The organism is Pseudomonas sp. FP1762 (genome assembly GCF_030687105.1).
In the GTDB taxonomy this organism is placed as follows: Bacteria; Pseudomonadota; Gammaproteobacteria; order Pseudomonadales; family Pseudomonadaceae; genus Aquipseudomonas; species Aquipseudomonas siliginis.
This window is the reverse complement of sequence record NZ_CP117458.1, coordinates 5,920,345-5,942,564: the sequence shown is the minus strand read 5'-3', so window position 1 is coordinate 5,942,564 and position 22,220 is coordinate 5,920,345. Positions and strand designations below refer to the sequence as shown.

Here is a 22,220-nt window from a genome sequence, read left to right as displayed (position 1 = left end):
GCTTCTGAGAACATAAATTCTGGGTCATAACGGGATCAAATGTGGGAGCGAGCCTGCTCGCGAAAGCGTCCTCAACAACAGCACATCCCTGCGCACATTTCATCACATTGTCATCCCCGCGCAGCCAAACCGTCATCCCCCACGCCTATCGTAAAACTCCCGTACTCGCCCTGGGAGACTCGAAATGGCTCAGCCCTACGAAGAACGCAACAGCGCCGCGAAAACCCGTCGTCAGCAGGAAGATCAGCGCCGCATGGAATTTCGCCGCGCAATCGAGGATCGCTTCGAACTTCGCCAGCTTCAGGCCGAGATCGGCGATTTTCCCGAGATCACGCACTGGCAGGCAGCGCCCGCCGCTTCCCGTCGAAACGCTCAACCAGCGCAATAATCTGCGCCCGCTCGCTGCGGATGAACGCCAGGAAGGCGTGCGCCACCGGTGACAGCCGTTTGGCTTTGGCTTGCACCAGACACCAGCTGCGCATCAGCGGCAACTCCTCGACCGGCAGCTCGACCAGGCCGCCGGTCGCCAGCTCCAGATTCAGGGCGTGGCGCGTCAGCAGCGCCAGGCCCAGACCCGCCAACACGCATTCGCGCTGAGCTTCGGCCGAGGCCACTTCCTGGGTCTGAGTGAAGTGCACGCGTTTTTCCTTGAAGTATTCCTCGCAGGCCAGACGCGTGCCCGAGCCCGGCTCGCGTATCAGCAGCGTGTAAGGCTCCAGATCCTGCAAGCGCAACGGGCCCATGTGCGCCAGCGGGTGATCCGGGCGCGCCACGGCGACAATCGGATTGTTGAGGAACGGCAGGAATTCCAGGCCCATGTCCTGCGGCACCATCGACATGATCACCAGATCATCACGGTTGTCCGAGAGGCGGCGGATGACCTGGCCACGGTTGACCACGGTCAGCTGCAAATTGACTTCCGGATGCTGGCGCTTGAATGCAGCAAACAGATGCGGCACGAAATATTTGGCGCTCGATTCCACCGCCAGTTTCAGCTGACCCTGCAGTGAACCCTGCATGTCCGACAGTTGCATGTCGAGGTTTTCCAGGCGCCCGAAAATGTCGCGGCTGGCGCGCTGAAGCGCTTCCGCCGCCTCGGTCATGTAGAGTTTTTTGCCGACATAGTCGAACAGCGGCTGGCCAATCAGCTCTTCCAGCTGACGAATCTGTAGGCTCACGGCCGGTTGTGTGAGGGACATTTCCTCGGCGGCGCGGCTGTACGAGCGTAAATCACACACCTCGTTGAAGATCTGCAATTGACGCAATGTCATACGCATCAATGACTTACGCATTTTTTTCAGGCTCGGTCAGCGGTCAGTTGCTTCAACTATAAGTGTTTGCTTATGCCTGACCCAATTTTTATTCATTTTTGTTAATCCCTCAGCAGCGCTAGTGTGGACCTGCGACTGAATTGAAACATTTGGTCACGCGTCGACCTGGGTCTAGCAGGTCGTGGTGCCACCGGCTCAAGGGAACCTCCAAGTGATAAAAAAGATCCTGATCGCCAACCGTGGTGAGATTGCCGTACGCATCGTACGAGCCTGCGCCGAAATGGGCATTCGCTCGGTTGCGATTTTCTCCGACGCCGATCGCCATGCCTTGCATGTGAAGCGTGCGGACGAGGCCCACAGCGTGGGTGCCGAGCCACTGGCCGGCTATCTGAACCCGCGCAAGCTGGTGAACCTGGCGGTGGAAACCGGCTGCGATGCGCTGCACCCCGGCTACGGCTTCCTTTCGGAAAACGCCGAGCTGGCGGAAATCTGCGCTGAGCGCGGTATCAAATTCATCGGCCCGTCGGCGGAAGTCATCCGGCGCATGGGCGACAAGACCGAAGCGCGCCGCAGCATGATCAAGGCCGGCGTACCGGTGACGCCCGGTACCGAGGGCAACGTCTCCGGCATCGAAGAAGCCTTGGTCGAAGGCGACCGCATCGGTTACCCGGTAATGCTCAAGGCCACCTCCGGTGGTGGCGGTCGCGGTATCCGTCGCTGCAACAGCCGCGAAGAACTCGAACAGAACTTCCCCCGGGTCATCTCCGAAGCCACCAAGGCGTTCGGTTCGGCGGAAGTGTTCCTGGAAAAATGCATCGTCAATCCCAAGCACATCGAGGCGCAGATCCTTGGCGACAGCTTCGGCAACGTCGTGCATCTGTTCGAGCGTGACTGCTCGATCCAGCGCCGCAACCAGAAGCTGATCGAGATCGCGCCGAGCCCGCAGCTGACCCCGGAACAGCGCGCCTACATCGGCGACCTGTCGGTACGTGCAGCCAAGGCTGTGGGCTACGAGAACGCCGGCACCGTGGAGTTCCTGCTCGCCGAGGGCGAGGTGTACTTCATGGAAATGAACACGCGGGTGCAGGTGGAACACACCATCACCGAAGAAATCACCGGCATCGACATCGTCCGCGAACAGATTCGCATCGCTTCCGGCCTGCCGCTATCGGTGAAGCAGGAAGACATTCAGCACCGTGGCTTTGCGTTGCAGTTCCGTATCAACGCCGAAGACCCGAAGAACAACTTCCTGCCGAGTTTCGGCAAGATCACCCGTTACTACGCCCCCGGCGGCCCGGGCGTGCGCACCGACACGGCGATCTATACCGGCTACACCATTCCACCGTTCTACGACTCGATGTGCCTGAAACTGGTGGTCTGGGCGCTGACCTGGGAAGAGGCGATGGACCGTGGCCTGCGCGCCCTCGACGACATGCGTCTGCAGGGCGTGAAGACCACCGCCGCCTACTACCAGGAAATCCTGCGCAACCCGGAATTCCGTAGCGGCCAGTTCAACACCAGCTTCGTTGAAAGCCACCCGGAACTGACCAACTACTCGATCAAGCGCAAACCCGAAGAGCTGGCCCTGGCCATCGCCGCCGCCATCGCCGCCCACGCAGGCCTGTGAGGAATACAAGAATGAGCAAGAAAATCTTCGTAACAGACACCATCCTGCGCGACGCTCACCAATCGCTGCTCGCCACCCGCATGCGCACCGAAGACATGCTGCCGATCTGCGACAAGCTCGACAAGGTCGGCTACTGGTCGCTGGAATGCTGGGGCGGCGCGACGTTCGACGCCTGCGTGCGCTTTCTCAAGGAAGACCCATGGGAGCGCCTGCGCCAACTGCGTGCGGCGCTGCCCAATACCCGCCTGCAAATGCTCCTGCGCGGGCAGAATCTGCTCGGCTATCGCCACTACAGCGATGACGTGGTCAAAGCTTTCGTCGCCAAAGCAGCGGTGAACGGCATCGACGTGTTCCGCATCTTCGATGCGATGAACGATGTGCGTAACCTGCGCGTTGCCATTGAAGCAGTGAAAGCTGCCGGCAAACATGCGCAAGGCACCATCGCCTACACCACCAGCCCGGTGCACACCATCGACGCTTTCGTCACCCAGGCCAAGCAAATGGAATCCATGGGCTGTGACTCGGTAGCGATCAAGGACATGGCCGGTCTGCTGACCCCGTATGCCACTGGTGAACTGGTGCGTGCTCTGAAAGCCGAGCAGTCGTTGCCGGTGTTCATCCACTCCCACGACACCGCCGGCCTGGCCGCCATGTGCCAGCTCAAGGCGATCGAAAACGGCGCCGATCACATCGACACCGCGATCTCCAGCTTCGCCTCGGGCACCAGCCATCCGGGCACCGAATCAATGGTTGCCGCGCTCAAGGGCACCGAGTACGACACCGGCCTGAATCTGGAGCTGCTCCAGGAAATCGGCCTGTACTTCTATGCCGTACGCAAGAAGTACCACCAGTTCGAAAGCGAATTCACCGCCGTCGATACCCGTGTGCAGGTCAACCAAGTGCCGGGCGGGATGATCTCCAACCTCGCCAACCAGTTGAAAGAGCAGGGCGCTCTGAATCGCATGGGCGAAGTGCTCGCAGAAATCCCGCGCGTACGTGAAGACCTCGGCTTCCCGCCGCTGGTGACCCCAACCTCGCAAATCGTCGGCACCCAGGCGTTCTTCAACGTACTGGCCGGCGAGCGCTACAAGACCATCACCAACGAAGTGAAGCTGTATCTGCAGGGCGGCTACGGCAAGGCACCGGGCGTGGTCAATGAAAAGCTGCGCCGTCAGGCGATCGGCAGCGAAGACGTCATCGACGTGCGCCCGGCCGATCTGCTCAAGCCGGAAATGACCAAGCTGCGTGCCGATATCGGAGCACTGGCCAAATCCGAAGAAGACGTACTGACCTTCGCCATGTTCCCGGACATCGGCCGCAAGTTCCTTGAAGAACGCGCCGCCGGCACCCTTACCCCTGAAGTGCTGCTGCCTATCCCGGAAGCGGGCGCCGTTGCCTCGGCGGGTGGCGAAGGTGTGCCGACCGAGTTTGTCATCGATGTGCACGGCGAAACCTATCGCGTCGACATCACTGGTGTCGGCGTCAAGGCCGAAGGCAAGCGCCACTTCTATCTGTCCATCGACGGCATGCCGGAAGAAGTGGTGTTCGAACCGCTCAACGAATTTGTCGGTGGTGGCAGCAGCAAACGCAAACAGGCCTCGGCACCAGGCCACGTGAGCACCACCATGCCGGGCAACATCGTCGATGTGCTGGTCAAGGAGGGCGATACCGTCAAGGCAGGCCAGGCGGTACTGATCACCGAAGCGATGAAGATGGAGACCGAAGTCCAGGCTGCCATTGCCGGCAAGGTCACGGCGATTCATGTGGCCAAGGGCGACCGGGTCAACCCGGGCGAAATCCTCATCGAGATCGAAGGCTGAGATAACAGTCGCGATCCAATGCTTTAAACCTCGGGGGGGGCATGTGCTCCCCTTTTTTTTGCCTGTGATTTTCCGACCTTGTCAGGTCATTGTCAGGGACCGCATGTGGGAGCGAGCCTGCTCGCGAATGCGCCAGGTCAGCCAATAGCATCTTTGTATGATTCACCGCTTTCGCGATCAGGCTCGCTCCCACAGGAGGCGTGCTTAATCCATCAGAACGCCATGCGCCATTGACCCGCTACGCCATACGTTCGGCTGTCGCTGCCCAGCTCACCCGTCAAGCCCACGCCCAGTGTGTGCGCCGCCGAAAGACCAAGATCGAGCCCCGCATCCAGCGACAGACTGTTCCGATCCAGTGCCGCGCCGGTCACTTCGAAGCGCTTGCCGCCCTTGCGCAGTTGCTGGCGGGTGTCACTGTCGATGTCACCGTAGGTATGTTTCCAGCCTGCGCTCAATCGCGGGGTCAAATGCATGCCGTTATCCAGCGTATTGACCAGCGCAACACGCAGACCGAAGGTGCTGCTGAAGTTGTCGCGGGTCTGGCCGTAGACTTTCAACGCCGCGTCGCCGCCCTTTTCGTTGTAGCTGTCGCGCTGATAGCGCTGATAGCCGAGGCTGGCGAAGGGTTCGAGGGTCACGTTGTTGCGGCCCAGGTTGAACCCGGCCTCGGCAAATGCTTGCTGAGTATTGGCGTCGTAATTGCCTTTGAGACGATCGCTGAAACCCTTGAACGCGACCCGCCGTGTGCTGCTGCCGTCATGGCTGGCGTAGGTCGCACCTAGGCGCAAAGACAGCGGGCCATCCTGACGCACGGCGTAGGCACCGAGGTGCCAGCTGTCGAGGTCGCCGTCGTACTGGCGGGCATCGAGTTTGGTCTGCGATTTGCCGCCAAGCAGGCCGACATGCCAGTGCTCGTCGAGTCGCCAGTCAGCGCCCACGACCAGCCCTTGCGTGGCATGTTGGAGGATGCCGTCAGCGTCGCGGTCAACCTTGCCGCCGTGGCCCAGCGCCTGAACCCACACCCGTCCGGAGTCTTCGTTGCCTGCGGCCTGACGCGGTGAACTGCGCGAGCCGTCAGTAGAGCCGGAACGGTTGTCCAGTTGGCGCATCGCCGAGAGCATGCTCGTACTGACCGGCGTGATACTGCTCAGCGTGGCTTTGGCGAGGTTGGCATTGCTGCCTGCGGCAAGTTGATCGAGGGCGATTGGCGCGGTGGTTTTATCGCTGGTCAGCAGTGCGGCGACGGCGGTGTTAATGGGCTTTGCAGGCTCCGACGCGGGCTGTGCGGTGGTTTGTGCAGTTACGATTTCGTCGGGCATCGATGATTCCACCGATGCGGAGTCTTCAATCAAGGTCGCAACTGAGGTCAGGGCGGGGGCTGGAGCTGCGATCACCGCTGTCATTGAAGCTGGAGCGGGCGTTGTCGCGATCGGTACAGCGGGAGAAGTCGGCTGCTCTGGCTCGATAATACTTCCTGCAAGTGCGCCTGCATTTTCTGTAGGAGCGAGGCTTTCAAGCGGTTCACCATTGCGAGCGTAAGTCAGCCCAACCGATTTCTTGTTGTATTGAGCCGTGGCCGTCATATACGCCAGATCGTTCTCGATCCGGCCAAACTCGCCTTTCACCTCACGGGCTTCGATGATTTTGTATTGGCTGCTCTGCGGATATTCTCCGGGAGCCGAAACAATCTTCAGGGTGGCACCTTCGAGTTGGGCGGTGCCATCGACCTTGATCGTCTGACCACCAGCGGGAGTGACCTCGTAAGCCAATTCGGCGCCAGGCGCCAAGTGCAAATTACCCTTCACTCGTGGTGCGCCAAGCGCTGCATTGACGGTGAGCAGCCCACCCACCTCAAGATTTCCCACCGTGCCTTTACCGGCGAAACTGCCGCCATTCTGGACATACACATCACCCTTGATGCTGCCGAGGTTGGTCAACGCTCCACCGCTGTCGACCAGAACACCTTCATGGAAATCGCCTTTGGAGCTCAATGTCCAGTCGCCTTGGGCGACGAATAACCCATTGAAGTTGCGCGTGTCGTTCAACGTGCCGCCATCCGCAGCATTCAGGAACAACACGTTATCGCCCTTGCCGCCATCCAGCCGGCCAGTGAAGCTTGCCCCGTCTGCAAGGGTGATCAAGTCGTTGACTTCAGTCCCTTTGAAGACGGCTTCCGGTGTCGTAAAGGTAATCGGCACTGTGCTCGCGTCGTTGAGAAAACCCTGGAGCCGTTCCAAAGCCTGTTGCTTGGGGTTGGCTTCGGGCTGCTCCGTCGTTTCCATGCTTGGGGGCTGCTCGATTGCTTCAGTGGATTGCTCGGCGTTCGCCAGCGCTACGCAACCCATTGCCAATGAAATAGCCAGAGCCAGGTGTTTTGGTGCGAATAGGTGTTGAGTGGGCATCAGGTTCGATTTCCGTATCGAGAAAATCCAACTCTATTGCTGCCTGAAAAAAACCGATGTCGGCCGCTTCCCACATCCACGCAGGCGACATCGGATCGTTCTGTGGAAAATCCTCACTGGATTTCGCAAACAATTCTTTTGCGCGGCGCCACTTGTTCTTTTTCCTACAGCTTTCGCTTGAAGACGGCATTTTTATCAGCGTGAAGTTAAATGCTTGTCTGCATTATTTTGCATTTGGTAAGTCAGTAGCGAGCGCTAATGTGCATTTAGTTGCAGATTTGGGGCGTCTTTGGCTGCCAGAATGCACTATATTGCAATTGTCGAAGATTTCTCTTTCTTGAAACGCATTAAAATGCACACGGAATCAACATGTACAACCTGACACTCCAGATCTTCACCGCTGGGCAATGGCACGACGCGATGATTCTTGACTTCGATGATCCGGAAAAAGGCTTCGAAAGCCGCTGCAGTTTTGGCTATGAAGCGGACTATCTGGTGGAAAACATCGAGTTGATCGGGTCGCCTTTTTCCCAAGCCGTGAGTGCCCTGTATCCGCTGGATTGGGAAGGTCGGCGCGCGAAGACGCCGGCCTTTGTCCACGACATCGCACCGGCAGGCGCAGCCAAGCGGTTTCTACTCGCCCGCCTGGGTCAGGAAAGACCCGCCGAGATCAGCGCCGATCTCTTTCTGCTGGGTCGCAGTACACCGGCACCCATTGGCAACATGCGAATAAAGGAATCGGCGGAAGCAGTCGATGACAGGAAGCCGATCGGATTCAAGCGCGAGGAGGTCATTAGCCGCGACAACCGCTTTCTTGAATATGCCTACGAGCTGGGCGCGGCCATCGGTGGCGCGACGGGGGCAGGTGGGGAAGCTCCGAAGCTCTTACTGGCAGAGAACAGCGCCGGGCTTCTGTATCCCGATGCGGTATTGGACGATGAAGAAGTGCGACAGCACTGGTTCGTGAAATTCGCCAGAAACAGGGGCGGGCAGACCGACCAGGACATCCTGCGCAGCGAATTCCATTACTACAAAGCGCTGCAGACATTGGGCATCGAAACGGTCGCAGCAGAAGGCCTGGCCTTGGAAGAGGCGAACAAACCGAGTTTGTGGATGCGGCGTTTTGATCGACAAGTGAAAGATGGGGCGGTGTCGCGTTTCGCCGTCGAATCGATTTATTCGCTGGCTGAAGTGACGACGCCAGGCAGCGCCATGAATCATCTGGAAGTGATCCGCATGCTCGCCGGGCTCTGGCGCAAAGCGGGTCAGGCCAGCCAGATTCCCGGCCTCGTTGCCGATTATCTGCGTCGCGACCTGATCAATAAAATCCTCGGAAACTCCGATAACCACGGTCGTAACACGGCGATCATCCGGCAAGAGAATGCTTTCCAACTCGCGCCGATCTATGACCTCGCCCCGATGGTCATGGATGACGAAGGCGTGACTCGTACGACCAAGTGGCCAAAAGAGTTGGAGCGGGCGGGAGATGTCGATTGGCGAGGTGTCTGCCGCGTATTGGCAGATAGCGCAGATCCGCACGAATCTTTGACGGGGCTGGATGCCTCGTCGCTGTTCGAAGGCCTGCGCGCGGATGCCCGCCGTCTGGCCGCACTGCCGGATATTCTTGCGGCCAGCGGTTTGCCCGCCAGAACCATGAATCACCCGAGCGTTCATCTGAAAAACCTCGAGCAACGTTTGAAAGAGTGGGACCTGCAATGAGTCTGACCGTCCTCGAGCGCACGGCGCTCATCGAAAGCATTCAGCAATCACTGGCCGAAGGCACTCTGGAAATCGGTGACGCCGTGCGCCGTTTACGGGTCGAAGTCACCGGTCTGCATCAGTCCCAGTTCGCGAAGATGTGCAAGATTTCAGTGCGCACGCTGGTGCATATCGAACATGGCGAAGGCAATCAGACCCTGAAGTCGCTGAACGCGGTGTTCCGCCCCTTCGGCATGAAAATGGGCGTAGTGCGGATTCGCCGGGACACCATTTGAATGCACCTCAACTACGGCGCACATACGCCTTGCCGAAATGCCGCTCCATCCGTGCCTGAATCAGCTCCAGCCCGATCGACATCAGCCAGTAGATGATCGCCGCCGTGGTGAGCATTTCGATGTAGCGATAGCTTGAGCGCCCGTAGGACTGAGCGAGAAACATCACTTCCCAGACGCCCATTACCGAGATCAGCGACGAGTCCTTGAGCATCGAGATGAACTGATTGGTGGTCGGCGGGATAATCGTGCGCATGGCCTGGGGCAGGGTGATGCGCCAGAAGATCACGCTTTCGCGCAGGCCCAGCGCCAGGGATGCTTCGCGTTGGCCGTGATCGACGCCGAGGATGCCGGCGCGGAAGATTTCGCTCAGGTAGGCGCCATAGTTCAGCGACAGGGCAATGATGCCGGCGACGATGGCGCCGGGGACGATGCCCAGTTGCGGCAGGCCGAGGTAGATCAGCAGGATCTGGATCAGCAATGGCGTGCCGCGAAAGAACGAGGTGTAGAAACTGGCGATGCCAAACGCCACGGCGCTGCTCGACAGGCGCGCCAGCGCGGTGATGAAACCGAGCAGCGACGAGGCGATGATCGAGCAGGCGCAGAGAAACAGCGTCAGCGCTGCGCCTTGCAGGAAGCCGTTTGGCGCCAGCTTCAGGCCAACGAGGTTGGGCAGTTTGTCGAGGATGATCGCGAACTTCAGGTCGAAGCTGAGGAAGAATCCGGCGAACAGGCAGAACAGCGCCGCCCACGTCAGGTACAGGCGCGTGCGGAAACCAAAGAGCTTTTGCAGGCGTGTTTCAGCCACCGGTTGCGGTGGCTGTGGCGGGGTCGGAAAAGAAGTCATTGGCTGATGTCGGCGCCGATCCATTTCTGCGACAGCTTGCTCAGAGTGCCGTCCTGTTTCAGCTGGGCGAAAACCTCGCGCACCTTGGCGTCCCACTGCGGATCACCCTTTTCGATGGCCACCGAGTTGGGTTCCGAGTACAGCGGTTCGCCGGCCAATTTGAAGCGCTGGTCCTGATTCAGACGCGGCTGTGCGGTGACCAGATTGGTAAGGATTGCATCCAGGCGCACGCCGGCGCCCAGGCCCAGATCCTGGAAGGCGACGTTGTCGGTGTCATAAGGAGCGATCTGCACATCCTCGAACGGATACTGCAACTGCGTATCCTCGGCGCCTTCGATCACCAGATTTTTGTTCAGATAACTTTCGTAGCTGGAGGCGCTGGTCAGGCCGACTTTTTTGCCGCTCAGATCCTTGGCGCTGTGGATGCGATCGTCCTTGGCATTGACCACGATTACCGCTGGCGAGGCGTAGTACTCGACCGGGAAGTCGAACACTTCTGCGCGGGCCTTGCTCGGGGTCATCGAGCAGATGCAGATGTCGTAGCGCCCGCTCCAGCGGCCGGCGGCGATCACGTCCCAGGACGGCGTTTCGAGACGCAGTTTGACGCCAAGCTTGTCCGCCACCGCTTTGGCAACGTCGACATCGAAACCGTCGAGTTGATTCTGCTCATTGAGAAACGAGAAGGGCGGATAGCTTTCCATGAGCACGCCGACCAGCTCTTTTTTCTGTTCGACGCGGTCCAGCGTCGCGCCGCCGAAGGCTTGGGTGGAGGCCAGAATGGTCAGGCCCAGGGCCAATAGCGGTTGGAATTTCACAGTCGCTTCCTGTTGAAAAAAGAGGTTGTTATTAACCGAGTGGTGCGTATTAAATAGTTATAAGAACGACTCTGATAGTGAGTTATTTTCATAAGCATATGAGTGAAAAGCATATGGGCGCAGCAAGTACGGTCATTCTCGATGGCGGCATGGGCCGTGAACTGCAACGCGCCGGGGCGCCATTTCGCCAGCCCGAGTGGTCGGCACTGGCGCTGAGCGAAGCGCCGCAGGCGGTCGAGGCGGTGCATGCCGCTTACATCAACAGCGGCGCCGACGTGATCACCAGCAACAGTTACGCGGTGGTGCCATTTCACATTGGCGAGGCGCGCTTTGCGGCTGAAGGCCAGGCGCTTGCGGCACTGGCGGGGGAGTTGGCGCGGCGGGCGGTGCAGGCATCCGGCAAGCCAGTGCGTGTTGCCGGTTCGTTGCCGCCGCTGTTTGGTTCGTATCGTCCGGATCTGTTCGAAGCGGATCGCGTGACCGAACTGTTGACGCCTTTGGTTAACGGTCTGGCGCCACATGTGGACCTGTGGCTGGCAGAAACGCAAAGCTCGATCGTCGAGGCCCGCGCTATCCACGCCGGGCTGCCGAAGGACGGCAAACCGTTCTGGCTTTCATTCACGCTCAAGGATGAAGACACCGATGAAGTGCCACGCCTGCGCTCCGGTGAGCCGGTAGCCGAAGCGGCTGCGCTGGCGGCTGAACTTGGCGTCGAGACCCTGCTGTTCAATTGCAGTCAGCCTGAAGTGATTGGCGCGGCCATCGACGCGGCGCGCGCAACCTTTGAGCGTCTCGGCGTCAGGATCAATATCGGCGCGTATGCCAACGCGTTTCCTCCGCAACCGAAAGAAGCCACGGCCAACGACGGCCTCGACCCGTTGCGTGACGATCTCGATCCGCCGGGGTATCTGCACTGGGCGCTGGACTGGCAACAGCGCGGCGCCAGTCATCTGGGTGGCTGCTGCGGGATCGGCCCGGAGCACATTGCGGTGCTGGCGCAAGAACTGCGTCGTTAAGAAAGACCCCGCCAATTGTGGGAGCGAGCCTGCTCGCGAAAGCGGTCAGTCAGGCCACATTTGCAGTGACTGACACACCGCCTTCGCGAGCAGGGGTATCCGTGAAGTTCAGCTACGGCATTCGGCCAGACCTTTGAGTTGGCCAGCAGGCGTCTGGTTTTCATCGCTCAGCCAGCGCTCGAATCCCGCATCGATCGCCGGCCATTCCGCATCCAGAATCGAATACCACGCGGTGTCGCGGTTCTGCCCCTTGACCACCATGTGCTGGCGAAACACCCCTTCGAAACTGAAGCCCAGACGCTCGGCCGCGTATTTGGAGCGGGCGTTGCCGTTGTTGCACTTCCATTCCAGGCGCCGGTAACCCAGCTCGAACGAATATTTTGCCAGCAGGTACACCGCCTCGGTGCTTTTCGGCGAGCGCTGCATTGGCGCACCGAAAGTGACGTGGCCGATTTCGATGCGGCCCTGCGCCGGGACGATCGACATCAGGCTGAGGATGCCTTGGACCTGACCAGTCGCACGGTCGATGATGCTGAAGAAATATGGGTCGCTGTTGGCTGCATGATTGTTCAGCCAGTCGTTGAACGCGCTGCGCTCGCGAAACGGACCGTAAGGCAGATAATCCCAGAGTTTCGGATCAGCACCCGGACCTTCGAGAGCGGCGTAAAGCTGCTCGGCATGGCGTACCGGGTCAAGTTTTTCCAGGCGGATGAAACGGCCTTCGAGCAGCGTGGCGGAGGGGGCGGGGACGCCTTTCCAGTCAGCGAGTGAAGCAGTCATGTGCGCGTCTCCTTAAAGGGCTTTACGAAACTGGATGAAGCCCGGGCGTTCGGCAATGCGCTCGTAGAGCCGGATCGCCGTGGCGTTGGTTTCATGGGTCAGCCAGTGGACTTTGCAGCAACCATCGGCCTTGGCGGTAGCGTAGACATGCTCGATCAACAGCCGACCGACACCGGTGCCACGGGCTTCCGGCACCACCAGCAGATCCTGCAAATAGCAGGAATTTTCGATGCTCCAGTTCGAGCGATGATAGATGTAATGCACCATGCCCAATGCTTTGCCATCGGCCCACGCGAGGGCGGCGTGGGTCGGTTCATTCGGGTCGAGAAAGCGCTGCCAGGTGCTCTGGGTGACGGCGTCCGGCAGTTCGGTGTTGTAGAAGCGCAAATAGGCTTGCCACAACGGCAGCCAGGCATCGTGGTCGTCGGCGCTGACCTGGCGAATGTCGATCTCAGTCATGGTGATTTCCTTAGCGCATCAAGCGGGCGAGGGTTTGATCGTTGGCGTCGGCGCTGGCGGCGAGGCCTTCGCGCACGCCGGCAATATCTTCGGCGCTGCGGTTCTGGCTGAGCTTGCGTTTGCCTTCGAGGCGGTCGATGGGAATGGCAAACCCGACGATGGCCTTGAGCATGCCGTCGATGTATTCGGCTGGCGCATCGTCCACCGACCACGGCTGCGCGCGGCCCGCTTCATGACGGTCGGTCAGGGTGCTGACAATGTCGAGCAGGCGCCCGCCGTCGCTGAAAGTCTCGGCATGACCGTAGGCGTGCACGGCGATGTAGTTCCAGGTCGGCACGACTTTGCCGTGCTCGGCCTTGCTCGGATAGAAGCCCGGGCTGACGTAGGCGTCTGGGCCGGCAAAGATCAGCATGGCCTCGGCGCCGTCACGCAGGTCTTTCCACTGCGGATTGGCCTTGGCCAGATGGCCGTAGAGCGTGCCGTATTCGCCCTGTTCGCGATGCAGCAGCACCGGCACGTGGCTGGCTTGCAATCCGCTGTCACCGTGGCTGACCAGAATGGCCAGGCGCGTGGCGAGGATCAGTTCGTGCAGTTGGGACAAGTCTTCGATGGCAAAGGCGCGTGGCGTGTACATGGACAGATTTTCCTTGGCGAATGCCTGCATCCTAGGCAGGCTATTGGTCCGTTGTAAGAGCCATTGATGAGCCATTTCATAGGTCCATTAGCCATGCCCGATCTGCCACCCTTGTCGATGCCTTTCAATCCGGCCGGAATCGAACTCGATCGCCGTCAAGGCCTGAGTCGCCAGCTCTATCAGGCTTTGCGCCTGCGGGTGCTTGATGGGCGTCTTGCCAGTGGCACGCGATTGCCGGCCAGCCGTGACCTGGCCTCGGCGCTGGGCATTTCCCGTAACAGCGTGGTGCGCGCCTACGATCAGTTGTATGCCGAGGGCTTTATCGAAGGGCGCGTTGGCGACGGCACTTACGTGGCGCAATTGGCTCAGGCATCCACGCCTGAGAAAAAACTATCCACAAATTCATCCACAGGCTTGTCAACAGGCTTACCCACAGCCTTATCCACAAACTGGCTGGATTTACCTGTGAATCCATCCAGCAAAGTTATCCACAGTGGTGGCTTTTCTCGCATTGAAAAGCACCATTTACCTCGACCACCGAGCGGTCCGCCGCGCGCTTTTCGGGTGGGTGTGCCTGCATTTGATCTGTTCCCGTTCGAGGTCTGGGCCAAGCTGAACGCGGCTTTCTGGCGTAAACCGGATCTGCAGCAGCTGTGTTACGGCGACCCAGCCGGTGACGCGCGGCTGCGCGGCATGATTGCTGCGTATTTGCGCAGCTCGCGCGGTATGCAGTGCACGGCTGAGCAAATTGTGATCACCAGTGGCGCACAGCAGGGCATCAGCCTTTGTGCACAGTTGCTGGTCGAGCCGGGGGACGGTGTGGCGATCGAGAATCCGGGCTATCGCGCCGCCGGGCATGCCTTCGCTGTGGCGGGGGCGAAATTGCATGGGGTGGCGGTAGATAGCGACGGTATCGATTGCAGCGCCATGGCCCGGCTCAGCGATTGTCGGGTGGCTTATGTCACGCCGTCTCATCAGTACCCGACCGGAGTGGTGATGAGTCTGGCCCGGCGTCTGGAATTGCTCGCCTGGGCCGAGCGGGTCGGCGGCTGGATCGTCGAAGACGATTACGACGGTGAGTACCGCTACACCGGCGCACCGCTGGCGCCGTTGGCCGCACTTGATCGTCAGGGGCGTGTGCTCTACGTCGGCACCTTCGGCAAGGTCGCTTTTCCGGCGTTGCGCCTTGGTTATCTGGTGCTGCCGCCAGCGCTGGTCGACGCGTTTGCGCAACGCCGCGCCGTCGATGTGCGGCACTCGGAGGTCAGCACCCAAGCGGTGATGGCCGAATTCATGGCTGCCGGGCATTTCCAGCGGCATATCCGCCGCATGCGCCGGGCTGCGCTGAGCCGACGCAACTGTCTGCTCGAAGGCTGGCCGACGGTCGCCGGTGTCGGTCAGTTGCCGGCCGTTTCAGCCGGGCTGCACCTGACCGTCGCCGTGGACAGCATCGAGCGCGAGCAGCAATTGATCGCTCAGGCCGCTGATGTCGATGTCGAAATCAACGGCCTGAGCAGCTACTGGTTACCCGACTCGACTACGCCCATGGATCAGCGCGCCGGCCTGGTGCTGGGTTTTGCCGCCGTACCAGAGCCTGCGATCAAAGCGGCGCTGTCGCGTCTGCGGCAGGCTTGGCAAGATTGAAGAACAGCGTTTCGGCGCTGCGACTGGAAATTTCGCTGCGATGGATTTCAATCAGCCTCTGATTATCTACACCCGTTATTTCGGCGACGCCCCCCATGCGGTGCTGAGCGAGCGTTTTCATATGTCCACGCACAAATGCACCAACGGGCGCGTCGACGCTGCTGTAATGGAAATGCGCATAGCAGAGGACCTTGTCGGTATGCGCATCACGAATCTGATACTCGTCGAGAAAATCGTTCTGATGGCGCCTCAGACGCCGTCGGGTCAGGGTTTTCGAGATGCTCACTTCGCCCTTGTCCTTGAGCCACTCGACCCCGGCAGCTGTTGGCAGTTGTTGCTTGACCAGGCGGATTCGCGTGCTGGTGCCTTTTTGCTCCAGTGTCGTAGCCGCAGCGTCGAGCTTGTGGTTGAGCTCTTCGGACGGTTCATGCAGAGCAGCGGTGAGGTTACTCGCCGTTAACGCTTCATCGATCGCCGCACAGGCTTTGCGCAATAGGGTGGCGTGGTTGTGGTATTCCTCTTCGACCTCCACGGGGATGCGCGAGCCGCGTTTGAGACGCGCCTCGATGCGCCGATGAAACGCCGCCAGCCCGTCGATCAATGCCTGCCCTTCGCTGATGCTCTTGTTGAGGTTGGGCCGGGCTTTAGGCAACGGTGCAGGCCGTGCACTCTGCTCGACCCAGATACCTGGCGATTCCTCCTTGAATGTCGCGATCACTCTCGTCAGCGCCGTACCGACTTCGACCAGATCGGTGTTCTTGCCGTCGAGGCTTTTTTTCCGCTGGCCGACCAGGGTGCCCTTGTTGCGTGTCTTGATGATCTGCCGATTCGAAGCTGACGTTGCGGGTCTCGACGGACCGGCTTGCGGCACCAGTAGATGCCGGTAGCGCAACAGATCGGCGAGTCGATTGTCGGCGCTTTCCTTGAATGCGGCCACGCGCGCCTGCAATTGCCTGAGTCGTTCCGTGTGTATGTGTTCGGAATATTCACTCGCCAGGTCATCGAAACGCTTGTCCACGGAAGCGAACTGTTCGCTCACCTGACTCAGGGCGTCGATGCGTATGCGCAGATCACTGAGGCTTTCATCGGCGCTCAGGTCCCGCGAACTCTGAACGTTCAGCGCAGCATCTTCGAACAGACTGGCCAGCGCTTGTTGCGCCTCGACATGAGCGGTGGAATCGCCGGGCTTGATGCAGGTGTACTGGCCGAGACTGATCTGCAGGGTCTTCAGATCATCCAGCGGGTAGGGCGCCAGGCTGATGTTGTATTTCTGCTTTATCTCCAGGCCATCAGGTCCCAGCCTGGTCAGTTCATCCAGGCAGGCTTCAGCCGACTCCATTTTCTCGATAATGGTTTGAGTGGCATCGTTCAACTGTTCGAACGCAGAGGTGACCGCCTGCGATTCGCCGCGCAGTTCGTCGTCCAGTATCGCCTGCACCCTCAGCACGCGTTGCTGGTAATCCGAAGCGTTATTACTGAGCCACTCCTGCCCCAGAAACAACTGCATGTCCAACCGCTCCGGCATGACCGTGCGGTAGTTGGGAATCGATTGCTTGCAGTTGAGTGTCTTGATCAGCTGAATGTTCGCGGCATATTCGTTGTGCTGTGAATCGAGCGTGGCGAGGTACTGCGCAAGCGCTTGTTCGCGTGCCTGCGCAGGGGCATCGCGAAGGCTGTTGCGTTCGGTATCGAGAAGGCTGCCTTTGCTCTCCATCGTCAAATCGAACGCGGTGATCTGCTCGGACAATACGGCCACCTCCTGGTTTTTTTTGCCTTGCGCCACCTTGCGCCCGTCCTCCAGCCCGCCTCCGCGCAGGCGCAAACGCAGATCTATCACCCATTGGCCATTGGCGGTATGGGCAAGCCTGGGCCCGGCTGGTCGGGTGGGCTGACGCGTATCGACGATGTGCACATCGCCATGCGCGTTGCGCGCGACTTCGAACCAGCGCTCACCGACCCGGGCGTACCATTTGTCTGCGTGGGCGTAGAGGTCTCGGTACGCGCCTTCCCGGGTGGCTGCGCCAAGGGCTTCGGGCTTGCCGACCTCGAACCCGTCCAACAGCGTGGCGAGTGCCGTCGGGGATCGCTTCAGCGCCGTGATGCTGTCGATTGATGTGCCATGGAATTGGGTTAATTGCGGGCCGGTGATATCGGGCTGGCGCAGCGCTTTGACGATTCTGGCGGCAGGTCTGGTCGTCGCTGCATCCTCTTCGAGCTCCGTGGCCACGGGTGTCGATGGCGCATCGCCCACCGCCGCACGGTGGGCGAGCACCATGCCCAGCGCCAGGAGAATATCGGCGATGGCCGTCCAGGCGATCTTCCCCGATTGCTCGTTGGCGCCGTCGGTGATTTCCTGCAGATCATCCATGATCTGCCAGATCCACGCCGCTGTGCCTACGCTGCGGCCCAGGAACGGCAGCGCGGCATTGAGCATCACCCAGCCGCCCTGTTTCAGCGAGGCCCAGCGTGCTTCGGCATCGGAGACCGACTGCCGGTCGGCTTGAGTGACAAGCGCCTTGACGTTGCGTTCGTGCAGGGTTGCGAGGACATCGCTGGCGATCACCTGAGTGCCCAGCGCAACCGCGCCTGACATATCCAGCGCAGTGGTCGGATTGATCATCAGTTGCGGAATCGTCCACACCGACGGCAGCCTGGCGGTGAAGACGAACTGGCTGTAATTGAAGCGCACATCGTCCGGCAACCAGGCCAGTACCGAGTCACGCAAATGTCGCGAATGCTGGATCGCAAAAAGCAGATTCGCGGGCCCCGGATATTGCAGCAGAGTCTTGTCGAACAGCGGTCGATACAGCACGCACGGCCCTTTGTCGGCATCGCGCGGGCCTATGACATACATGTTGTCGACAGTGTCTGCTGTGGAGCGGCTGCGATGAGCGACGAAGGCCAAAGGGCGAATGACGATTTCCTCGCCATCGACGTAGCGTTCCGCGCCAGTGGTGGCGAATGCGGCGACCACGTATCGATAACCCGATTCATCGAGGCCGGCTCTACCCCGGATCTTGTGCTGCAACGCCAGCAATGGCAGCTCAATGCGCAGCTGACTGGTGTAGAGCCCTTGCAACAGCGGCGCTTGCACGGGGTCGTCTAGCAGCATGGCCTTGAGATGCGCCGGGTAGGTCTTGCCGATATCGACCGTGCTGACCAGTTTTTCCAGAAAAGTCGCGCTCATCCACTCGGGTACCGGGCTGCCATCCTTGTACCGCACAGTCTTGTTGCCCAAGGGCAGGCCTGCGAGGTTTTGCAGGGCAAGCTCGGTCAGCGTCCATGTCTGAGCCTGAGTATTTCCCGGCAATACAAACGTGCCCCAGACCACGAGACTGGTGATGGTGATTTCGATGTTGTCGATGTTCACGTCTTTGGCGCCGGGCTGCTCCTTGAGAATCTGTTTGATCAGCGCTGCACGAGTGAACGCCCGCAGGCTGGTGATTTCGCTTTGAAAGGATTTGCCGTTGTTTTCGTGCTGCAGCGTTGTCAGATCCAGCAGGTGCCGGCTGTAACGCGTCTGATCCATGGGCAGTGCGTCGTTCAGCCAGTCCGGAAGCATCGGCTGCAAACGCTCGAAGTGCGCTTCGAGGCGCGGTGTCGGTTGTGCCGGTTTGCCGGCCGTGCCGGTATGCGGATAGACGCGTTTACCAGGGGAATCCTGAAAAAAACTGATTTCGCCCAAGGCATCCGCTTCCATGGAAATCAGCGTGCACGCCTGCTGGTCGAAGAAATTGCCCTGGGGTTCGACCAGCCGCCACTTGAGATCTTCGCCCGAGGCGCTTGCGCCATATATCCGCAGCAGAGCCTCGCCGAGTTCCTCCAGTGAGTCGAAACGCTGAAAGCCCTGGGTGACCGCATGGGTGAGAATCAACTTGCGGTCTGCGATTGTGCCGATCACTACTGCGGCATCGACCACGGTCAAGTGCGATGGCGTGTCGGTGCCACCGCGATCGAGGTCAATCAGATATGCCTTTGCCGAGTACGGGGCGGGGGCCAGACGTTGTTGCGGGTCTGGCTGTTTGAAAATCGCCCGGGCCATGGCGATCTCGTCAGCGTCCCAGCCGACGCTGGCATCGACGTTCCACAGGTTGCGCAGTGCCTCGGACAATTGCTGCCAGCGCGGTTGCCCGGGGTAGGTGAACTCGTCCCAGTATTCGACGTGCTGCTCCTTGTAGGCGATGAACAGCAGTGGCGCCAGTTCGTTGAGCAACAGGCCGATGGCATCGATCTTTACCGGCAGATGCGCGGGTGCGGGCATGCCGGGTTGCAGGGTCAGATAATGCTCGCCATCAAGGTACGTCACCGTGGTGCCGGACAGGCCGAGCCGCACCAGGGCGTTGGTCAGCGATCCAGCCTGATACCCGTCGGGTACGACTCGACCATCCACAATGGCCCAGGTGGGTTGCACGACCATCGCCAGACGCGGGTCTATGTCGAGATTCGGATACAGCGTCTTGAGGGCATCGCGCAGCGTTTTTGAAGCGACTTCCTGCAGTGAGGGGCCAGTAACCAGCTGAGTCACGATATCGACGGCACTGGCTTTGGGAATGGCGGTCATGGTGGTTTCCTGCTCTGTCGGGACGCCGCAAGGGCGGCGGAGCAGGGCAAGTTAAAAGGCGCAACAGCGACCCGTGCGGTAGATAAAGCTGCCAGGCAAAAAAAGACCCGCCGAGGCGGGTCTTGAGCAAACGAGCCGGTTTCAGGTCCCGGACTTGATTTTCGTCCATGCTCGCGTGCGTGCGCGTTCGGCATCCCGAGGCAGCGGCTGCAGGGTGTAGAGCGTGCTCATTGCCGCGTCGGTCGGGTACAGGTTCGGGTTGTTGCGAATGGCTGGATCGACCAGGCCGGTGGCGTTCTTGTTCGGGTTCGGATAGCCGACAAAATCGCTGACCGGGGCAATCACCGCCGGTTGCAGCAGATAGTTGATGAAGGTGTAGGCGTCCTCGGTGTTCTTCGCGCCCTTGGGAATGGCGAGCATGTCGAACCAGATCGGCGCGCCTTCTTTGGGCAAGCGCATTTCCACCACCACGCCGTTTTTCGCTTCCTTGGCGCGGTTGGCCGCTTGCGAGAAGCTGCCGGAATAACCAACGGCCACGCAGATGTCGCCGTTGGCGATGTCGGCCATGTACTTGGACGAATGGAAGTAGGTCACGTAAGGACGAATCTTCATCAGCAGCGCTTCGGCCTTGGCGTAATCCGCCGGCTTCTTGCTGTTGGGGTCCAGGCCCAGGTGTTGCAGAGCCAGCGGCAGAATCTCCGACGGTGAGTCGAGCAGGGCGACGCCGCACTGCTTGAGCTTGCTGATGTTCTCTTCCTTGAAGATCAGGTCCCAACTGTCCACGGGCGCGTTATCGCCCAGGGCTGCTTTGATCTTGGTGGGGTTGAAGCCGATCAGAATGGTGCCGTACATGTACGGCACGGCAAATTTGTTTCCAGGATCATTGGCTTCGATCAGCTTCATCAGCTTCGGATCGAGATGATTCCAGTTCGGCAACTTGCTGCGATCAAGCGGCTGGAACACTCCGGCCTCGATCTGCTTGGCGAGGAACACGTTGGACGGCACCACCACGTCATAGCCGGAGTTGCCGGTGAGCAGCTTGGCCTCGAGCGCTTCGTTGGTGTCGAAGATGTCGTAGATCAGTTTGGTCTGGCTGTTCTGTGCCTTGAAGTCGTCCAGCGCCTTGGGCGTGATGTAGTCGAACCAGTTATAGACGCGCAGCGTGCGTTCTTCGGCGTGGGCGCCAGCGCTCAGCATGGCTGCGCACAGCGCCGAGGCGATCAGTCGCTTTTTCATTGTTCGAAACCTTCCAGCACGTTCACTGCGTTGATGCCGATCTCCTCCACCGCGTAGCCACCTTCCATGACGAACAGGGTCGGCTTGCCGAGGGCGGCGATGCGCTTGCCCATGGCCAGGTAATCCGGGCTGTCGAGTTTGAACTGCGAGATAGGGTCGTCTTTGAACGTATCGACGCCGAGGGAGACGACAACGATGTCCGCTCCGTAGCGATCAATCTCGTCGCAGGCCTGATCCAGCGCTGCACTCCAGACATCCCAGCCGGAACCGGCCGGCAGCGGATAGTTGAAATTGAACCCTTCACCGGCGCCTTCGCCACGCTCGTCGTCATAGCCGAGGAAGAACGGAAACTCCGCTTCCGGGTGACCGTGGATCGAAGTGAACAGGACGTCGCTGCGTTCATAGAAAATCGACTGAGTGCCGTTGCCGTGGTGGTAGTCGACGTCAAGGATCGCGACTTTCTTGTGGCCCTGATCGAGAAAGGCCTGAGCGGCGATGGCGGCGTTGTTGAGGTAGCAATAACCGCCCATCAAGTCGCTGGCGGCGTGATGTCCCGGCGGACGGCACAGCGCGAAGGCCGCGCGTGCGCCACGCTGGATTTCAGCCTGCGCGGTAAGCGCCACTTGCGCCGCGCTGTAGGCCGCTTGCCAGGTGCCGGCGGTAATCGGCGCGCCGCCGTCGAAGCTGTAATAACCGAGCTGGCCATGCAGGCTGGTCGGTTTGATCGCACGCAGGGTGCGCGCCGGCCAAGTGTAGGGCAGCAAATCGCCGTCGGTGTTGAACTCGGTCCAGCGATCCCACGCACCTTTGAAAAATTCCAGATAGTCACGGCTGTGAATGCGCGCGATCGGCTCCAGGCCGAAATCCTTCGGCGCTTCGACCGCCCCGAGGTTTTGCTTCTGCACGCGTTGCAGTACGTGGTCGGCACGCGACGGCATTTCGAAGCACGGCTTGAGCTGGCCATCGATGAGTTCGCAGCGGCCATGGTGCAAGTGGTGATCGTCTGAGTAGATCGTCAGCATTTGTTGTTCTCCGCAAGGCTGATTCGGTGGCTTTCAGTGTTGCGGCGCAGTTTGAATCGGAGAATGTCGGGAGCGGCCAAAAGGGGATCGATATG

General features: G+C 60.0%; 18 protein-coding genes. 7 read left to right on the top strand and 11 right to left on the bottom strand.

The features are described 5' to 3' along the window. Positions 1–184: 184 nt before the first annotated feature. The gene (locus PSH90_RS26710; protein ID WP_080902479.1) at positions 185–388 is read left to right on the top strand and encodes a PA3496 family putative envelope integrity protein; all 204 of its coding nucleotides are present in this window, start codon (positions 185–187) and stop codon (positions 386–388) included. Here PSH90_RS26710 and PSH90_RS26705 read toward each other — a convergent pair. Further along, complete coding sequence (locus tag PSH90_RS26705; protein WP_095181203.1) at positions 330–1,292, bottom strand: LysR family transcriptional regulator; 963 nt, start codon at positions 1,290–1,292, stop codon at positions 330–332. The two genes, PSH90_RS26710 and PSH90_RS26705, sit on opposite strands and share 59 nt — an antisense overlap. 190 nt (positions 1,293–1,482) lie before the next feature. Between PSH90_RS26705 and PSH90_RS26700 the strand changes: the two genes are divergently transcribed. Next, entirely contained in the window at positions 1,483–2,898 is a 1,416-nt protein-coding gene (locus PSH90_RS26700) for an acetyl-CoA carboxylase biotin carboxylase subunit (protein ID WP_024014853.1), read from the top strand. A gap of 11 nt (positions 2,899–2,909) precedes the next feature. Beyond that, positions 2,910–4,718, top strand: a complete 1,809-nt coding sequence (oadA, locus tag PSH90_RS26695; RefSeq protein WP_305381810.1) for a sodium-extruding oxaloacetate decarboxylase subunit alpha — start codon at positions 2,910–2,912, stop codon at positions 4,716–4,718. Positions 4,719–4,930: 212 nt separating this feature from the next. On the opposite strand, the gene PSH90_RS26690 is transcribed toward oadA, so the two are convergent. Beyond that, on the bottom strand, positions 4,931–7,120 hold the full coding sequence (locus PSH90_RS26690; RefSeq protein ID WP_305381808.1) for an autotransporter outer membrane beta-barrel domain-containing protein: 2,190 nt from the start codon (positions 7,118–7,120) through the stop codon (positions 4,931–4,933). Continuing rightward, positions 7,023–7,310: a hypothetical protein gene (locus tag PSH90_RS26685; protein ID WP_252878200.1), complete on the bottom strand. Its 288-nt coding sequence runs from the start codon at positions 7,308–7,310 to the stop codon at positions 7,023–7,025. The genes PSH90_RS26690 and PSH90_RS26685 overlap by 98 nt, the downstream gene beginning before the upstream one ends. Positions 7,311–7,489: 179 nt before the next feature. On the opposite strand from PSH90_RS26685, the gene PSH90_RS26680 reads away from it, so the two are divergent. Together PSH90_RS26680 and PSH90_RS26675 are read left to right on the top strand one after the other, a co-directional pair. Then, positions 7,490–8,839, top strand: a complete 1,350-nt coding sequence (locus PSH90_RS26680) for a HipA domain-containing protein (protein ID WP_305381806.1) — start codon at positions 7,490–7,492, stop codon at positions 8,837–8,839. Further along, positions 8,836–9,114: a helix-turn-helix domain-containing protein gene (locus tag PSH90_RS26675; protein ID WP_071171374.1), complete on the top strand. Its 279-nt coding sequence runs from the start codon at positions 8,836–8,838 to the stop codon at positions 9,112–9,114. The genes PSH90_RS26680 and PSH90_RS26675 overlap by 4 nt, the downstream gene beginning before the upstream one ends. Before the next feature lie 7 nt (positions 9,115–9,121). Here PSH90_RS26675 and PSH90_RS26670 read toward each other — a convergent pair whose 3' ends face one another. Together PSH90_RS26670 and PSH90_RS26665 are read right to left on the bottom strand one after the other, a co-directional pair. After that, positions 9,122–9,958 carry an amino acid ABC transporter permease gene (locus PSH90_RS26670; protein ID WP_056790962.1) on the bottom strand — a complete coding sequence of 279 codons (837 nt, stop codon included), beginning with the start codon at positions 9,956–9,958 and terminating at the stop codon, positions 9,122–9,124. Further along, positions 9,955–10,773 carry an ABC transporter substrate-binding protein gene (locus PSH90_RS26665; RefSeq protein ID WP_095181205.1) on the bottom strand — a complete coding sequence of 273 codons (819 nt, stop codon included), beginning with the start codon at positions 10,771–10,773 and terminating at the stop codon, positions 9,955–9,957. The genes PSH90_RS26670 and PSH90_RS26665 overlap by 4 nt, the downstream gene beginning before the upstream one ends. Positions 10,774–10,886: 113 nt before the next feature. On the opposite strand from PSH90_RS26665, the gene PSH90_RS26660 reads away from it, so the two are divergent. Then, a complete protein-coding gene (locus tag PSH90_RS26660; RefSeq protein ID WP_305381804.1) occupies positions 10,887–11,789 on the top strand; it encodes a homocysteine S-methyltransferase family protein in 903 nt (300 codons plus the stop codon). A 108-nt stretch (positions 11,790–11,897) separates the two neighbouring features. Here PSH90_RS26660 and PSH90_RS26655 read toward each other — a convergent pair whose 3' ends face one another. Genes PSH90_RS26655 through PSH90_RS26645 form a run of 3 tightly spaced genes read right to left on the bottom strand, consistent with a single transcriptional unit; the run spans position 11,898 to position 13,662 of the window. Next, positions 11,898–12,569, bottom strand: coding sequence for a GNAT family N-acetyltransferase (locus PSH90_RS26655; RefSeq protein WP_305381802.1), 672 nt, complete (start codon positions 12,567–12,569; stop codon positions 11,898–11,900). A 12-nt stretch (positions 12,570–12,581) separates the two neighbouring features. After that, a complete protein-coding gene (locus tag PSH90_RS26650) occupies positions 12,582–13,028 on the bottom strand; it encodes a GNAT family N-acetyltransferase (protein WP_305381801.1) in 447 nt (148 codons plus the stop codon). A 10-nt stretch (positions 13,029–13,038) separates the two neighbouring features. Then, complete coding sequence (locus tag PSH90_RS26645) at positions 13,039–13,662, bottom strand: FMN-binding negative transcriptional regulator (protein ID WP_305381799.1); 624 nt, start codon at positions 13,660–13,662, stop codon at positions 13,039–13,041. Positions 13,663–13,755: 93 nt separating this feature from the next. Between PSH90_RS26645 and PSH90_RS26640 the strand changes: the two genes are divergently transcribed. Then, positions 13,756–15,306: a PLP-dependent aminotransferase family protein gene (locus PSH90_RS26640; RefSeq protein ID WP_305383153.1), complete on the top strand. Its 1,551-nt coding sequence runs from the start codon at positions 13,756–13,758 to the stop codon at positions 15,304–15,306. Here PSH90_RS26640 and PSH90_RS26635 read toward each other — a convergent pair. From PSH90_RS26635 to PSH90_RS26625, 3 genes are all read right to left on the bottom strand, one after another. Further along, entirely contained in the window at positions 15,263–19,867 is a 4,605-nt protein-coding gene (locus tag PSH90_RS26635; RefSeq protein WP_305381797.1) for a dermonecrotic toxin domain-containing protein, read from the bottom strand. The genes PSH90_RS26640 and PSH90_RS26635 overlap by 44 nt on opposite strands. A 141-nt stretch (positions 19,868–20,008) precedes the next feature. After that, complete coding sequence (locus tag PSH90_RS26630) at positions 20,009–21,103, bottom strand: polyamine ABC transporter substrate-binding protein (RefSeq protein ID WP_305381796.1); 1,095 nt, start codon at positions 21,101–21,103, stop codon at positions 20,009–20,011. Beyond that, positions 21,100–22,125, bottom strand: coding sequence for a histone deacetylase family protein (locus PSH90_RS26625; protein ID WP_305381795.1), 1,026 nt, complete (start codon positions 22,123–22,125; stop codon positions 21,100–21,102). Before PSH90_RS26625 ends, PSH90_RS26630 begins: the two co-directional genes overlap by 4 nt. Positions 22,126–22,220 lie beyond the last annotated feature (95 nt).